The following is a 15,114-nucleotide window of genomic DNA, read 5'->3' as shown; positions in this document are numbered from 1 at the left end:
CCCGCTTCCCGGGCGCCCCGCACCTCCTGGAGTACGGACATGACCAGCACCACCGCCAAGGCGCCGGCCGACCGCGAGCCGGCGCTCGCCGAGGTCGAGCTGCTCATCGGCGGGATGACCTGCGCCTCCTGCGCGGCCCGCGTCGAGAAGAAGCTCAACCGCATGGACGGCGTCACCGCCACGGTGAACTACGCGACGGAGAAGGCCCGGGTCACCTACCCGGCGGGCACCGAGGTCGCCGACCTGATCGCGACCGTGGTGAAGACCGGGTACACCGCCGAGGAGCCCGCGCCGGTGCGGGAGGAGGCCTCCGCCGTCGAGCAGGAGGACCCCGAGCTGTCGGCCCTCCGCCGGCGCCTCACCGTCTCCACCGTCCTCGCCGTCCCGGTCGTCCTGCTCGCGATGGTCCCCGCGCTGCAGTTCGACAACTGGCAGTGGCTCTCGCTCACCCTCGCCGCACCGGTCGTCGTCTGGGGCGGGCTGCCGTTCCACAGGGCGGCCCGGACGAACGCCCGGCACGGCGCCGCCACCATGGACACGCTGGTCTCCCTCGGCACGCTGGCCGCGTTCGGCTGGTCCCTGTGGGCGCTGTTCCTCGGCGACGCGGGCATGCCCGGCATGCGGCACCCCTTCGAGCTCACGGTCTCGCGCGGCGACGGCGCCTCCTCGATCTACCTGGAGGTCGCCTCCGGCGTCACGGCCTTCATCCTGCTGGGCCGCTACCTGGAGGCCCGGTCCAAGCGCCGTGCGGGAGCGGCCCTCAAGGCGCTGATGGAACTGGGCGCCAAGGAGGTGGCCGTGCTGCGGGACGGGCGCGAGGTGCGGATCCCGGCGCAGCGGCTGGCCGTCGGCGACCGGTTCGTCGTACGGCCCGGCGAGAAGATCGCCACCGACGGCACGGTCGTCGAGGGCGCCTCGGCGGTGGACGCCTCGATGCTGACCGGCGAGTCCGTGCCGGTGGACGTGACGGCCGGGGACGCGGTCACCGGCGCGACGGTCAACGCGGGCGGCCGGCTCGTCGTCCAGGCCACCCGGATCGGTGCCGACACCCAGCTCGCGCGGATGGCGAAACTGGTGGAGGACGCGCAGAACGGCAAGGCCGAGGTGCAGCGGCTCGCCGACCGGATCGCCGGGGTCTTCGTGCCGGCGGTCCTGCTGATCGCCGCCGCCACGGCCGGGGCGTGGCTCGGGCTGACCGGCGACGGCGTCGCCGCGTTCACCGCCGCCGTCGCCGTCCTGATCATCGCCTGCCCGTGCGCACTGGGCCTGGCCACCCCGACCGCGCTGATGGTCGGCACGGGCCGCGGCGCCCAGCTCGGCATCCTCATCAAGGGCCCGGAGGTCCTGGAGTCCACGCGCCGGATCGACACGGTCGTCCTGGACAAGACCGGCACGGTCACCACGGGCCGGATGACCCTCCAGGAGGTCCATGTCGCCGAGGGCGCCGACGAGAAGGAGGTGCTGCGGCTCGCGGGCGCCGTCGAGCACGCCTCCGAGCACCCCGTGGCCCGTGCGATCGCGCTGGGTGCCGCGGAGAGGGCCGGACAGCTCCCGGACGTCGAGAGCTTCGAGAACGTCCCCGGGCGGGGCGTACGGGGGCGCGTGGAGGGCCGTGAGGTCGCCGTGGGACGGCTCTTCGACGACGTACCGCCGGAGCTGGCCCGCGCGCGGGACGAGGCCGAGCGGGCCGGCCGTACGGCCGTCCTGGCCGGCTGGGACGGGACGGCGAAGGCCGTCCTGGCCGTGGCGGACGCGGTCAAGGAGACCAGCGCGGAGGCGGTTCGCGAGCTGCGCGCGCTGGGGCTCACTCCGGTGCTGCTGACCGGGGACAACCGGGCGGTGGCCGAAGCGGTGGCCGAGGCCGTCGGGATCGACCGGGTGATCGCGGAGGTCCTGCCCGAGGACAAGGTCGACGCCGTACGGCGGCTGCGGGCCGAGGGGCGGGTCGTCGCCATGGTGGGCGACGGCGTCAACGACGCGGCCGCGCTCGCCACCGCCGATCTGGGCCTGGCCATGGGCACCGGCACGGACGCGGCGATCGAGGCGGGCGACCTGACGCTGGTGCGCGGCGATCTGCGGGTGGCCGCGGACGCGATCCGGCTGTCCCGCCGGACGCTGGCCACGATCAAGGGCAACCTCGTCTGGGCCTTCGGCTACAACGTGGCCGCGCTGCCGCTGGCCGCCGCGGGACTGCTGAACCCGATGATCGCCGGGGCCGCGATGGCCTTCTCGTCGGTCTTCGTCGTCACGAACAGTCTCCGACTTCGGACATTCCGGTGAAGTCCCCCGAATTCGCCCTAAGTTCGCGGCGAACGCGATATGAGCCCCTCTGGAGTCCCGGGCCCGGCTCACATAAGCTCTTCACAAGGCTCGCGCATCATCCTTACGCTAGAGCCCCGGACGGTATATCCGGGCTCTTGCGTATCTACCGGACATACGCAAGAGACGCAGATCACAGTGATGTGAACGTAACCATCGAAGGAGTTCGAAGGTCTAAGTTGACGATGTCAGGGAGCGTCTTGGGGGGCGCCACCTGGCATCTGGAGATGTCTTGGGGGACTTCTCCAGAGATGCGTTGCCGGGGCACGTACACCGGGAAGCTTTGAGCGGCCCTCCCGGTCGTGCGCTGTCCCGGCAGACCGCACACCGCAGTACGGCGAGTTCTGCTCGTTGTGCTCAACAGCGATTCAGGCGCTGTCCTCACAGACGCCCGGCCGGATCCCGTGGGGGGAATCCGAACCGGGACTGGGAAGGCGCCCTGGCCGTCGGCCCGTGGGGGGACCGGCGCTCCAGGGCGCCTTCTTTATGTGCGCGCGGATACCCGAAATCCGCGCCCGTGGTGACCCGAAAGCCCCCGCATCCGGCAGTCGGATACGGGGGCTCGAACGGGCTGGCGCCTCAGCGCTCCTCGACGGGCACGAAGTCGCGCTCGACGACGCCCGTGTAGATCTGGCGCGGGCGGCCGATGCGGGAGCCCGGCTCCTTGATCATCTCGTGCCACTGGGCGATCCAGCCCGGCAGCCGGCCGAGGGCGAACAGGACCGTGAACATCTCGGTCGGGAAGCCCATGGCCCGGTAGATCAGGCCGGTGTAGAAGTCCACGTTCGGGTAGAGGCTGCGCGAGACGAAGTAGTCGTCGGAGAGCGCGTGCTCCTCCAGCTTCAGCGCGATGTCCAGCAGCTCGTCGGACTTGCCGAGGGCGGACAGCACGTCGTGCGCGGCGGCCTTAATGATCTTGGCGCGCGGGTCGAAGTTCTTGTAGACCCGGTGGCCGAAGCCCATCAGGCGGACGCCGTCCTCCTTGTTCTTCACCTTGCGGATGAAGTTGTCGACGTCGCCGCCGGAGTCGCGGATGCCCTCCAGCATCTCCAGCACGGACTGGTTGGCGCCGCCGTGCAGCGGGCCCCACAGGGCGTTGATGCCGGCGGAGATCGAGGCGAACATGTTCGCCTGCGAGGAGCCGACCAGGCGGACCGTGGAGGTCGAACAGTTCTGCTCGTGGTCCGCGTGCAGGATCAGCAGCTTGTCGAGGGCGGAGACCACGATCGGGTCGAGGTCGTACTCCTGCGCGGGGACCGAGAAGGTCATGCGGAGGAAGTTCTCGACGTAGCCCAGGTCGTTGCGCGGGTAGACGAACGGGTGGCCGATCGACTTCTTGTACGCGTACGCCGCGATCGTCGGGAGCTTGGCGAGCAGGCGGATCGTGGAGAGGTTGCGCTGACGCTCGTCGAAGGGGTTGTGGCTGTCCTGGTAGAACGTGGACAGCGCCGAGACGACCGAGGACAGCATGGCCATCGGGTGCGCGTCGCGCGGGAAGCCCTTGTAGAAGTTCTTGACGTCCTCGTGCAGCAGGGTGTGCTGCGTGATGTCGTTCTTGAACGTCGAGAGCTCGTCGACGGTCGGCAGCTCGCCGTTGATCAGCAGATAGGCGACCTCCAGGAAGGTGGAGCGCTCGGCCAGCTGCTCGATCGGGTAGCCGCGGTACCGCAGGATGCCCGCTTCGCCGTCCAGGTAGGTAATGGCGGATTTGTAGGCGGCGGTATTGCCGTAACCGCTGTCCAGCGTCACCAGACCGGTCTGGGCGCGGAGCTTGCCGATGTCGAAGCCCTTGTCACCGACGGTGCTGTCGATCACCGGGTAGGTGTACTCGCCGTCGCCGTACCGCAGTACTACAGAGTTGTCGCTCACGTCATCCCTCACCGACGTTGTGCCTCTTCTTCGAGGTGCCCTGACTGTCTCTACCATCCCCCACTCGGCTCAGGAGAGTGCACTCGGGGTCGACCATCGGGCCTATTGACGGCACTGAGTGCCGCCAACTTCCTCATCCTGCCCCCTGTGTTCCCCATCTGGAAGTGCTCTGTGACCTTCACGACTCATTTGATCGATCATTTTTCTGCGAACCGAGCCGGAAGTCGAGTGCCGTGCACCGGCGGCCCGCCGAAACGGAGCGCACCGCCTGGCCGATCGCCCTGCGCGAACCGACGAGGACGACCAGCTGCTTGGCCCGGGTGACCGCCGTGTAGAGCAGGTTCCGCTGGAGCATCATCCAGGCGCCGGTGGTGACCGGGATGACGACCGCCGGGTACTCGCTGCCCTGGGAACGGTGGATGGTCACGGCGTAGGCGTGAGCCAGCTCGTCGAGCTCGTCGAACTCGTAGGGGACCTCCTCGTCCTCGTCCGTCAGCACCGTCAGGCGCTGGTCGACCGGGTCGAGCGAGGTGACCACGCCGACGGTGCCGTTGAAGACGCCGTTCTTGCCCTTCTCGTAATTGTTGCGAATCTGGGTGACCTTGTCGCCGACGCGGAACACCCGTCCGCCGAGTCTCTTCTCGGGCAGGTCGGGGCGACCCGGGGTGACGGCCTGCTGGAGCAGGCCGTTGAGGGTGCCCGCGCCCGCCGGGCCCCGGTGCATGGGGGCGAGGACCTGGACGTCCCGGCGCGGGTCCAGTCCGAACTTGGCCGGGATGCGGCGGGCCGCCACATCGACCGTGAGCCGGCCGGCCGCTTCCGTGTCGTCCTCGACGAAGAGGAAGAAGTCCTTCATGCCGTCGGTGAGCGGGTGTTGGCCGGCGTTGATCCGGTGCGCGTTCGTCACCACGCCCGACTGCTGGGCCTGCCGGAAGACCCGGGTGAGGCGGACGGCGGGGATCGGGCTCCCGTCGGCCAGGAGGTCGCGCAGCACCTCGCCCGCACCGACGCTGGGCAGCTGGTCCACGTCCCCGACGAACAGCAGATGGGCTCCCGGGGGGACGGCCTTCACCAGCTTGTTGGCGAGGAGCAGGTCCAGCATGGACGCCTCGTCGACCACCACCAGGTCGGCGTCCAGCGGGCGGTCCCGGTCGTAGGCCGCGTCGCCGCCGGGTTTCAGCTCCAGCAGGCGGTGCACCGTGGAGGCCTCGGCGCCGGTGAGCTCGGACAGGCGCTTGGCGGCCCGGCCGGTCGGGGCGGCGAGCACGACCTTCGCCTTCTTGGCGCGGGCCAGCTCCACGATCGAACGGACCGTGAAGGACTTGCCGCAGCCGGGACCGCCGGTGAGGACGGCGACCTTCTCGGTCAGCGCGAGCCTGACGGCGGCCTCCTGCTCCGGGGCGAGGTCGGCGCCCGTACGGCCCTTGAGCCAGCCGAGCGCCTTGTCCCAGGCCACTTCCCGAAAGCCCGGCATCCGGTCCTCCTCGGTGCGCAGCAGGCGCAGCAGCTGGGCGGAGAGGGAGAGTTCGGCGCGGTGGAAGGGCACGAGGTAGATCGCGGTGACGGGCTCGCCGCCGTCAGGCCCCGGGACCTTCTCCCGGACGACGCCGGGGTCCTCGCCCTCCTGCGCGGGTTCGGCCAGCTCGGCGAGGCACTCGATGACCAGGCCCGTGTCGACCTGGAGGAGCTTGACCGCGTCCTTGATCAGCTGCTCCTCCGGGAGGAAGCAGTGGCCCTGGTCGGTGGACTGCGACAGCGCGTACTGCAGGCCCGCCTTGACGCGCTCCGGGCTGTCGTGCGGGATGCCGACGGACTGGGCGATCTTGTCGGCGGTGAGGAAGCCGATGCCCCAGACGTCGGCGGCGAGGCGGTAGGGCTGGTTCTTCACGACGGAGATGGACGCGTCGCCGTACTTCTTGTAGATGCGCACGGCGATGGACGTGGACACCTCGACGGTCTGGAGGAAGAGCATGACCTCCTTGATGGCCTTCTGTTCCTCCCAGGCGTCGGCGATCTTCTTCGTCCGCTTGGGCCCGAGGCCCGGGACCTCGATGAGCCGCTTGGGCTCCTCCTCGATGATCTGGAGGGTGTCCAGGCCGAAGTGCTGCGTGATGCGGTCCGCGAAGACCGGGCCGATGCCCTTGACCAGGCCGGAGCCGAGGTAGCGGCGGATGCCCTGGACCGTGGCCGGCAGGACGGTCGTGTAGTTCTCCACGTGGAACTGCTTGCCGTACTGGGGGTGCGAGCCCCAGCGGCCCTCCATGCGCAGCGACTCCCCCACCTGGGCACCGAGCAGCGCGCCCACGACCGTGAGCAGATCGCCGCCGCCTCTGCCGGTGTCGACCCGGGCGACCGTGTAGCCGTTCTCCTCGTTGGCGTACGTGATCCGCTCCAGAACGCCTTCGAGCACGGCGAGCCGCCGTTCGCCGGCGGGGGTTCCCGTCTGGTTGGGCATGATCCGACCGTACCGCCGGGGTGTGACAGCCGAAGCGGGGGCGGCCATGTCATATCGACCGATGGTGAGTTCGGCAGCACTTCGGTCCGCGGTGATCGTCCAGCCGGGCGTGATCAAGATCTGGTCGGCAGGCGCTGATCCACACCATGCTCAGGTGGAACCTGCCACCGGGTTTCACGCACACCCGGTTCGAGCAGCTGCGCCTGGACGTCCAGGGGCGCCGGTTCGCCACGTGGCAGGAGTGGCGACGCTACAGCCTGGTCACCACCCCGTTCGCGCTGCGCGCTGCCTCGCCGATGATGCGGGTCGCGGGCCTGCCTGCCGAACCGGACGCGATCGCCTCAGTCGTACCGGAGGCGGCGGTGGCGTCACGGACGGCAGCGGACGCCATCATCCTCACCGACGCCCTCGTCGGCCTCTCCGAGGACCTGGCCGACGGCCATGTGCCGCGAGCAGTGCGCCCGCCGCACCCGCCGCTACGGCTCCGTCCCCCGCATCCCCGTCCAGCCCGGCCCGCGCACAGGGCGTGAGCCGGGCCATTACCAGGGACGTAATTGAGGACCTGCGCTCACCCGCGCACGCTCACCCCCATGTCCTTCCTCTGCATAAGCGCCGCCGCGCTGTTCTTCCTGGGTATGGGGCTCTTCGGGCTTGTCGCTCCCGGCGCGCTCATCCGCCCCTTCGGCATCGAGCTGTCCGTCCCGGAAGCGCGCAGTGAAGTCCGCGCCGTCTACGGCGGGTTCGGGGTCGCCGTCGGTGCGTTGCTCGCCTGGGCGGCCCTCGGCGCTTCCGGTGATCTGCGGTCGGGGGTGGTTCTCACGGTGGCGGTGTCGCTGGCGGGGATGGCGTTCGGGCGGCTGGTATCCCGTGCGGTGGAGCGCCCGTCGGCGTTCTTTCCGTCCTGGTTCTACTTCTGGGTCGAGATCCTGGGCGCCGCTCTGCTGATCAGCTGTGCGTAGCGGGTCATCCCGAGCCGCTGCGGCGGGCGTAGGCGCGGGCCGCGCGGGCGCGGTCGCCGCAGCGGGTGGAGCACCAGTGGCGGCGGCCGTGGCGGAGCAGGTAGCGGTTGCAGGGCGGGGAGCCGCAGGCGGTGAGGCGGTCGGCGTCGGGAGAAGTGAGCAGGTCGGCGGCGTCGGCGGCGAGGGTGGCCAGGGCGAGGTCGACGATCGCGGTGGTGGGGTGGGGGGCGGTGCGGTAGGGGCCGGTCCTGTCGTCCCACCGCAGCAGCGGGGCGGTGGGGACCCGGGTCATCGCGTCGTTGACGGCCGTCACGGCCGCGGGGTGGGCGGGCAGGCCTTCGGCACGGGAGGCGAACAGCGACCTGATCTGTTCGCGCAGGGAACGCAGCTGGGTCGCGCACATCTCCCGCATGCCGGCGTCGACCGGGGCGAGGCCGCGCTGTGTCAGCCAGTGGTTCGCCTGTGCGGGCGTGCCCAGGAAATCGACCGTGCGCCCGCCGGGCAGGGCGATCGCGCTGTTGGCGAGGGCGAGGGAGGGGTGCTCCTCCTCTCCCTGTGCGGGCGGCGGGGCGGGCTGTTCGATCACGGGCTCCTCCATGCTTCTCATGGTACGGCTTGCCTTTATCCGTGAGGAGCGGCTACGGTCATCTCACGGTTCGATGGTATCTATCCGTGAGGTTCTCGATGTCTGCCCTTCCTGCGCCGACCGCGCCCTTCCCCGTCCGCGTCCTCGGTGGCCCGACCGCCCTCTTCGAGTACGGCGGCCTGCGCTTCCTGACCGACCCCACCTTCGACGCCCCCGGCGACTACGCCCGCGGTGACGCCCGGTTCCTGACCAAGACCGCGCCCTCCGCCACCACCCCCGCCGACCTCGGCCGCATCGACGTGGTGCTGCTCTCCCACGACGAGCACCCCGACAACCTCGACGTCTCCGGCCGGGCCCTGCTCGCCGGCATACCCCTGACCCTGACCACGCCCGGCGGCGGCGAGCGGCTGCGCGAGAGCCTGGGAGACAGGGCCAGGGGCCTGGCCGACTGGGAGTCGATCGAGCTGGACCGCCCCGACGGGGGCACGGTCACCGTGACCGGCGTGCCCGCCCTGCACGGCCCCGGCCCCCGCGAGGAGGTCGAGCCGGTCACCGGCCAGGTCGTCGGCTTCGTCCTGACCGGCGAGGGCCTGCCCACCGCCTACGTCAGCGGCGACAACGCCTCCCTCGAAGCGGTCCGCGAGATCGCCGGCCGCTTCGGCCCCGTCGACACCGCCGTCCTCTTCGCCGGTGCTCCCCGCTTCCCCGTCCTCTTCGACAACCAGGTCATCGTGCTGGACAGCGCCATGGCGGCGGAGGCCGCGCGGATCCTCGGCGCCCGCCGCGTCGTCCCCGTGCACTACGACAGCTGGGCCCACTTCACCGAAGGCCGCGAGGAGCTGGAAGCCGCCTTCACCGCAGCCGGGCTCGCCGACCGCCTGGACTGGGGCAAGGGCGCCTGACCTTCCGTCACCGGAAGCCGTCACTTCCTCCAGAACAGGTGATGGATCACCCCGCTGGGACTGGGCACCACATCGCAGTGGAAGCGGTCGAACAGCTCCTCGGGGGACTCCCACAGCCGTGATCCCGATCCGAGCACCACGCCGGGCGAGACCGCCACATGCAGTGTGTCCACCAGGTCGGCGTCGAGGAACTCCCGGATGGTGGTCGCCCCGCCGCCCAGCCGGACGTCCTTGCCCTCGGCCGCCTTGCGCGCCTGCTCCAGGACCTCGGCCGGGTCGCCGCCGACGAAGTGGAACGTGGTGTCGGAGAGGGTGAACGACGGACGCTCGTGGTGGGTCATCACGAACACCGGCGTGTGGAACGGCGGCTCGTCGCCCCACCAGCCCTTCCACTCGTGGTCCTGCCAGGGGCCGCGCTGCGGGCTGAACTTGTTGCGGCCCATGATCTCGGCGCCGATGTTGTTCGTGAAGTCACGAGTGAGGTAGTCGTCGAGACCGCGGCTGCCGCCGGGGTCGGTGCGGTTGGGCCAGCTCGCGGTGGCGCCGGCCCAGGCGAACATCTGCCCCGGGTCGGCGTGGCCGAAGGGCCGCTCCAAACTCTGGTGCTCACCGGCACCGAATCCGTCACTGGAGACGTTGAAGTTCTGCACTCGCAGTAGCTGCTGGGGCACGGCGCTCCTCCTGTGGTGGTCGACGAGGGGACAGACCGCCCGGGCCGGCGAAACTCATCGGCGGCCCGGCGTTCTCCCTCGGCTCACCGGCGGTCGGCTCCCCGCGACCACCGCCCGCCGGTTCTCCGGCTCACCGGCCGTCGGCCCTCCCGCTCACCCGGCCTGCGCGACCACGTGATCGATCACCTGCTGGAAGTCCTCACTCGGGGAGAACTCCACGAACTCGCTGTCCTCCAGGGCGACCGGGACGTGCCCGGGGCCCCAGTAGTACGCCTGTCCCGCCTCGTACTCCTCCTCACCGGAAGCCGTGCGCATCCTGATCCGGCCCTTGAGCAGATAGCCCCAGTGGGGGCACTGGCACGCGTCGTCGGGCTGCCCCTTGAGGGCCGGGCCCATGTCCGTGCCCTGGGGCAGGCTGACGTAGCCCACCGACATGCCGCCCCCGATCGGCATGAGGCGCAGTTCCACGCCGTTGCCCTCAAGGGCAACGGGTACGTCGTTCCGGGTCGCCGCCGTCATGACTCCTCCGCTCCGGCCCGGCCGGGCCTCGCGACAACGGACCTCCTCCCTCCACCCTGAACCGCCGGGGAGCCGCCCGCGACATCACGATCCGGTCAAGAGGTGCCCTCGGGGGCTTGATTTACCGGCGTGTAATCGATTCCATCCACCCGTCGATGTAATCGATTCCACGAGCGCTGCGCCATGTGCGCTCCCACGACTGATCCACAAGGAGGTGGAGCGGCGGTGGCCAGCATCAAGGACGTCGCTGCCGAGGCAGGCGTATCCGTCGCCACGGTCTCGCGCGTCCTGAACGACCACCCGTCGGTCAGCGCCGACGCACGCAGGCGCGTGCTGGCCGCCGTCGAGTCCCTGGGCTACCGCCCGAACGCCGTCGCCCGCTCTCTGCGCACCGACCAGACCCACACCCTCGGCCTGGTCATCAGTGACGTACTGAACCCCTACTTCACCGAACTGGCCCGCTCCGTCGAGGAGGAGGCCCGCGCGCTCGGCTACAGCGTCATCATCGGCAACGCCGACGAGCGGCCCGACCTCCAGGACCACCACGTACGCAACCTGCTGGACCGGCGGATCGACGGGCTGCTCGTCTCCCCCACGGACGGCGGCTCGCCGCTGATGCTGGACGCCGCGCGGGCGGGGACGCCCATGGTGTTCGTGGACCGGTGGATCCCGGGCGTGGACGTGCCGGTGGTCCGGGCGGACGGCCGGGCCGCCGTCCGGGATCTCGTGGCGCATCTGCACGGGCTCGGGCACCGGCGGGTCGCGATCATCGCGGGTCCCGCCGCCACCACCACCGGGCGGGAACGTGTCGAGGCCTTCCGGGAAGCCCTGGGCGCGTACGGCCTCGCCCTGCCCGACGCCTACATAGGGCAGGGCGACTTCCAGGCCGGCAGCGGGCGCCGGGTCACCGAGGGGTTCCTCGACCTGGCCGAGCCGCCCGAGGCCGTGTTCGCGGCCGACAACCTGATGGCGCTCGGCGCGCTGGACGCCGTACGCGCGCGTGGCCTGCGCGTGCCGGACGACATCGCGCTGGCCGCGTTCGACGACATCCCGTGGTTCGTGCACACCGATCCGCCGGTCACCGCGATCGCCCAGCCGACCGGTGAGCTGGGGCGTGCCGCCGTGCGCGCTCTGGTCGACCGGATCGAGGGGCGGCCCGGCGAGTCCGTCACCCTTCCCGCCCGGCTCGTCGTGCGCCGCTCGTGCGGCGAGCCGTATCCGGCCTCCCCCGAGCCGGACCCTGCACAGGCCCCCGCTGTGCAGCACCCCGCAGAGAACAGGAGCCAGTCGTGAGCAACGCGGACGAGTTGCTGCGCATCGAGGGCATACGGAAGACCTTCCCGGGTGTGGTCGCGCTGGACGGCGTGGACTTCGACCTGCGCCGGGGCGAGGTGCACGTGCTGCTCGGTGAGAACGGCGCGGGCAAGAGCACCCTCATCAAGATGCTCTCCGGCGCCTACACACCCGACGCCGGGCGGATCCTGGTCGGCGGCGAGGAGGTGCGCATCCAGGGTGCGCAGGACTCCGAGCGGCTCGGGATCGCCACCATCTACCAGGAGTTCAACCTCGTTCCGGATCTGACGGTCGCCGAGAACATCTTCCTGGGGCGGCAGCCGCGCCGCTTCGGGATGATCGACCGGAAGCGGATGGAGGCCGACGCCGAGGTCCTCCTCGCGCGCGTCGGGGTGAACGTGTCGCCCCGCGCGCGTGTCCGCGAACTCGGCATCGCGCGCCTGCAGATGGTCGAGATCGCCAAGGCGCTCAGCCTCGACGCGCGCGTGCTGATCATGGACGAGCCGACGGCCGTGCTCACCTCCGAGGAGGTCGACAAGCTCTTCGCGATCGTGCGCACGCTGCGCGAGGACGGCGTCGGGATCGTGTTCATCACGCACCACCTGGAGGAGATCGCCGCCCTGGGCGACCGGGTGACGGTCGTCCGGGACGGCAGGAGCGTCGGGCAGGTCCCGGCCTCCACCCCCGAGGACGAGCTCGTACGGCTCATGGTGGGGCGCTCCATCGAGCAGCAGTACCCGCGCGAACGGGCCGACAGGGGCGCCGCGTTGCTCACCGTCGAAGGGCTGACCCGGGACGGCGTCTTCCACGACGTCAGCTTCGAGGTGCACGCCGGTGAGGTGGTCGGCATCGCGGGGCTGGTCGGCGCCGGCCGTACGGAGGTCGTACGGGCCGTGTTCGGGGCGGACCCCTACGACAAGGGGGCCGTGAAGGTCGCCGGTTCCACCGTCCCCAAGTACGACGTCAACGCGGCGATGACCGCGGGCATCGGGCTCATCCCCGAGGACCGCAAGGGCCAGGGCCTGGTGCTGGACGCGTCGGTCGAGGAGAACCTCGGGCTGGTGACGCTGCGGTCGGCCACCCGCGCCGGGCTCGTCGACCTCAAGGGGCAGCGCGAGGCCGCCGAGCGGATCGCGGGCCAGCTCGGGGTGCGGATGGCGGGCCTCGGCCAGCACGTGCGCACGCTGTCCGGCGGCAACCAGCAGAAGGTCGTCATCGGCAAGTGGCTGCTCGCCGACACCAAGGTGCTGATCCTCGACGAGCCGACGCGCGGCATCGACGTCGGCGCCAAGGTCGAGATCTACCAGCTCGTCAACGAACTCACCGCCGCCGGCGCGGCCGTCCTGATGATCTCCAGCGACCTTCCCGAGGTGCTCGGCATGAGCGACCGGGTGCTGGTGATGGCGCAGGGCCGGATCGCCGGCGAACTCTCCGCCGACGAGGCGACCCAGGACGCCGTGATGGCACTCGCCGTCAGTACCCCCACCGCAACGACCACGACCGGAACGGAGGCCTCCCGTGGCCACTGACACGCTCAAGAGCACGACGGGCGCGGGTGGCGCCTCGGGCGGCCTGCGCCGTCTCCTGCTCGACAACGGCGCGCTCACCGCGCTCATCGTCCTCGTCATCGCGATGTCGGCGCTGTCCGGCGACTTCCTGACGACGGACAACCTCCTCAACGTCGGCGTCCAGGCGGCCGTGACCGCCATCCTCGCCTTCGGCGTCACCTTCGTGATCGTCTCGGCGGGCATCGACCTGTCGGTCGGCTCGGTCGCCGCGCTGTCGGCCACGGTCCTCGCGTGGAGCGCCACGTCGGCGGGCGTCCCCGTGTTCCTCGCCGTCCTGCTCGCCATAGCGACCGGCATCGCGTGCGGCCTGGTCAACGGCATCCTGATCTCCTACGGCAAGCTGCCGCCGTTCATCGCGACGCTGGCGATGCTGTCGGTGGCCCGCGGCCTGTCCCTCGTCATCTCCGAGGGCTCCCCGATCGCCTTCCCCGACTCGGTCTCCCACCTCGGCGACACACTCGGCGGATGGCTGCCGGTGCCGGTGCTCGTCATGGTCGTGATGGGCCTGATCGCCGCGTTCGTGCTCGGCCGGACGTACATCGGCCGCTCGATGTACGCGATCGGCGGCAACGAGGAGGCCGCGCGGCTGTCCGGGCTGCGCGTGAAGAAGCAGAAGCTCGCGATCTACGCGTTCTCGGGCGTCTTCGCCGCCGTCGCCGGTGTCGTCCTCGCCGCCCGGCTGTCCTCCGCGCAGCCGCAGGCCGCCGACGGCTACGAGCTGGACGCGATCGCCGCGGTCGTCATCGGCGGCGCCTCCCTCGCGGGCGGCACCGGCAAGGCGTCCGGCACACTCATCGGCGCGCTGATCCTGGCCGTGCTGCGCAACGGGCTCAACCTGCTGAACGTGTCGGCGTTCTGGCAGCAGGTCGTCATCGGCGTCGTCATCGCGCTGGCCGTGCTGCTCGACACCGCGCGCCGCAAGGCCGGGGCCACCCCGGTCGCGGCCGGCACCGGCGGCGACAAGGGCAGGCAGGCGGCGACCTACGCGCTCGCGGCCGTCGTCACCGTCGCGATCGTCGGCGCCACGTCCTTCCTGCACAACGGCTCCTCCGCCGCGAGCACCCCGAAGATGGGCCTGTCGCTGTCCACCCTCAACAACCCCTTCTTCGTGCAGATCCGGGCGGGCGCCCAGGCCGAGGCGAAGAAGCTGGGCGTGGACCTGACCGTCACGGACGCCCAGAACGACGCCTCGCAGCAGGCCAACCAGCTCCAGAACTTCACCAGTTCCGGGCTCGGCGCGATCATCGTCAACCCGGTCGACTCGGACGCGGCGAGCAACTCCGTGAAGGCCGCCGACAAGGCGAAGATCCCGGTCATCGCCGTCGACCGCGGCGTGAACAACGCCAGGACGGACACCCTCGTCGCCTCCGACAACGTCACCGGCGGTGAACTCGCCGCCAAGACCATCGCCGACAGGCTGGGCGGCAAGGGCAAGATCGTGATCCTCCAGGGGCAGGCCGGCACCTCCGCCGCCCGCGAGCGCGCCCAGGGCTTCGCGAACGGCCTCAAGGCCTACCCGGGCATCCAGGTCGTCGCCCAGCAGCCCGCCGACTTCGACCGCACCAAGGGCCTCGACGTGATGTCGAACCTGCTCCAGGCCCACCCGGACGTCCAGGGCGTCATCGCCGCCAACGACGAGATGGCGCTCGGCGCGATCAAGGCCCTGGGCTCCAAGGCCGGCACGTCGGTCTCCGTGGTCGGCTTCGACGGCACGCCTGACGGACTGAAGGCGGTCGAGGGCGGCACGCTGTACGCGTCCGTGGCGCAGCAGCCGTCCCAGCTCGGGAAGATCGCCGTGGACAACGCGCTGAAGGCCCTCCAGGGCAAGAAGGTCGAGGAGACGGTGAAGGTGCCGGTGAAGGTGGTCACGAAGGAGAACGTGGCCGGGTTCAGCGGCTGACCTCGGGGAACGGCGGGCGGTCGTCCACCGTTGGTGGGGCCGCCCGCCCATGTCACTCACGTGGGGAGACAAC

General features: G+C 70.8%; 12 protein-coding genes. 7 read left to right on the top strand and 5 right to left on the bottom strand.

All coding sequences use genetic code 11. The features are described 5' to 3' along the window. Positions 1-39: 39 nt before the first annotated feature. Complete coding sequence (locus SCNRRL3882_RS26310) at positions 40-2,280, top strand: heavy metal translocating P-type ATPase (RefSeq protein WP_010046851.1); 2,241 nt, start codon at positions 40-42, stop codon at positions 2,278-2,280. Between the two features lie 618 nt (positions 2,281-2,898). Here SCNRRL3882_RS26310 and SCNRRL3882_RS26305 read toward each other — a convergent pair. Both SCNRRL3882_RS26305 and SCNRRL3882_RS26300 read right to left on the bottom strand, forming a co-directional pair. Beyond that, on the bottom strand, positions 2,899-4,188 hold the full coding sequence (locus tag SCNRRL3882_RS26305; RefSeq protein ID WP_010046855.1) for a citrate synthase: 1,290 nt from the start codon (positions 4,186-4,188) through the stop codon (positions 2,899-2,901). Between the two features lie 178 nt (positions 4,189-4,366). Continuing rightward, a complete protein-coding gene (locus tag SCNRRL3882_RS26300; protein ID WP_010046857.1) occupies positions 4,367-6,643 on the bottom strand; it encodes an ATP-dependent RecD-like DNA helicase in 2,277 nt (758 codons plus the stop codon). Positions 6,644-6,789: 146 nt separating this feature from the next. Here SCNRRL3882_RS26300 and SCNRRL3882_RS26295 point away from each other — a divergent pair, with 146 nt between their 5' ends. Next, positions 6,790-7,173, top strand: a complete 384-nt coding sequence (locus SCNRRL3882_RS26295; protein WP_010046858.1) for a hypothetical protein — start codon at positions 6,790-6,792, stop codon at positions 7,171-7,173. Positions 7,174-7,233: 60 nt separating this feature from the next. Then, entirely contained in the window at positions 7,234-7,602 is a 369-nt protein-coding gene (locus tag SCNRRL3882_RS26290; protein WP_010046866.1) for a DUF4345 family protein, read from the top strand. Positions 7,603-7,606: 4 nt separating this feature from the next. Here the strand turns inward: SCNRRL3882_RS26290 and SCNRRL3882_RS26285 are convergent, their stop codons facing one another. Then, positions 7,607-8,200 (bottom strand): ABATE domain-containing protein, encoded by a 594-nt coding sequence (locus SCNRRL3882_RS26285; RefSeq protein ID WP_010046868.1) that lies wholly within the window; start codon positions 8,198-8,200, stop codon positions 7,607-7,609. Between the two features lie 86 nt (positions 8,201-8,286). Between SCNRRL3882_RS26285 and SCNRRL3882_RS26280 the strand changes: the two genes are divergently transcribed. Next, positions 8,287-9,090: an MBL fold metallo-hydrolase gene (locus SCNRRL3882_RS26280; RefSeq protein WP_010046870.1), complete on the top strand. Its 804-nt coding sequence runs from the start codon at positions 8,287-8,289 to the stop codon at positions 9,088-9,090. Positions 9,091-9,110: 20 nt separating this feature from the next. Here SCNRRL3882_RS26280 and SCNRRL3882_RS26275 read toward each other — a convergent pair whose 3' ends face one another. Beyond that, entirely contained in the window at positions 9,111-9,761 is a 651-nt protein-coding gene (locus SCNRRL3882_RS26275) for a dihydrofolate reductase family protein (RefSeq protein WP_010046871.1), read from the bottom strand. 153 nt (positions 9,762-9,914) lie between these two features. After that, the gene (locus tag SCNRRL3882_RS26270) at positions 9,915-10,280 is read right to left on the bottom strand and encodes a hypothetical protein (protein ID WP_010046874.1); all 366 of its coding nucleotides are present in this window, start codon (positions 10,278-10,280) and stop codon (positions 9,915-9,917) included. Positions 10,281-10,505: 225 nt separating this feature from the next. Here SCNRRL3882_RS26270 and SCNRRL3882_RS26265 point away from each other — a divergent pair, with 225 nt between their 5' ends. Genes SCNRRL3882_RS26265 through SCNRRL3882_RS26255 form a run of 3 tightly spaced genes read left to right on the top strand, consistent with a single transcriptional unit; the run spans position 10,506 to position 15,041 of the window. Continuing rightward, a complete protein-coding gene (locus tag SCNRRL3882_RS26265; RefSeq protein ID WP_010046876.1) occupies positions 10,506-11,573 on the top strand; it encodes a LacI family DNA-binding transcriptional regulator in 1,068 nt (355 codons plus the stop codon). After that, entirely contained in the window at positions 11,570-13,102 is a 1,533-nt protein-coding gene (locus SCNRRL3882_RS26260) for a sugar ABC transporter ATP-binding protein (RefSeq protein WP_010046880.1), read from the top strand. Before SCNRRL3882_RS26265 ends, SCNRRL3882_RS26260 begins: the two co-directional genes overlap by 4 nt. Next, the gene (locus SCNRRL3882_RS26255) at positions 13,092-15,041 is read left to right on the top strand and encodes a substrate-binding domain-containing protein (protein ID WP_010046883.1); all 1,950 of its coding nucleotides are present in this window, start codon (positions 13,092-13,094) and stop codon (positions 15,039-15,041) included. Before SCNRRL3882_RS26260 ends, SCNRRL3882_RS26255 begins: the two co-directional genes overlap by 11 nt. Positions 15,042-15,114 lie beyond the last annotated feature (73 nt).

Origin of the sequence: Streptomyces chartreusis NRRL 3882, from assembly GCF_900236475.1 — a bacterium.
GTDB classification, from domain to species: domain Bacteria; phylum Actinomycetota; class Actinomycetes; order Streptomycetales; family Streptomycetaceae; genus Streptomyces; species Streptomyces chartreusis_D.
The sequence above is the reverse complement of the archived record's forward strand: the minus strand, read 5'-3'. Positions and strand labels throughout refer to the sequence as shown.

What these genes read in the sequence shown, in the direction of transcription:
- SCNRRL3882_RS26285 (WP_010046868.1), bottom strand. Translation starts at nt 8,200, where the DNA reads ATGGAGGAGCCCGTGATCGAACAGCCCGCCCCGCCGCCCGCACAGGGA.
- SCNRRL3882_RS26270 (WP_010046874.1), bottom strand. Translation starts at nt 10,280, where the DNA reads ATGACGGCGGCGACCCGGAACGACGTACCCGTTGCCCTTGAGGGCAAC.
- SCNRRL3882_RS26310 (WP_010046851.1), top strand. Translation starts at nt 40, where the DNA reads ATGACCAGCACCACCGCCAAGGCGCCGGCCGACCGCGAGCCGGCGCTC.
- SCNRRL3882_RS26300 (WP_010046857.1), bottom strand. Translation starts at nt 6,643, where the DNA reads ATGCCCAACCAGACGGGAACCCCCGCCGGCGAACGGCGGCTCGCCGTG.
- SCNRRL3882_RS26290 (WP_010046866.1), top strand. Translation starts at nt 7,234, where the DNA reads ATGTCCTTCCTCTGCATAAGCGCCGCCGCGCTGTTCTTCCTGGGTATG.
- SCNRRL3882_RS26280 (WP_010046870.1), top strand. Translation starts at nt 8,287, where the DNA reads ATGTCTGCCCTTCCTGCGCCGACCGCGCCCTTCCCCGTCCGCGTCCTC.
- SCNRRL3882_RS26295 (WP_010046858.1), top strand. Translation starts at nt 6,790, where the DNA reads ATGCTCAGGTGGAACCTGCCACCGGGTTTCACGCACACCCGGTTCGAG.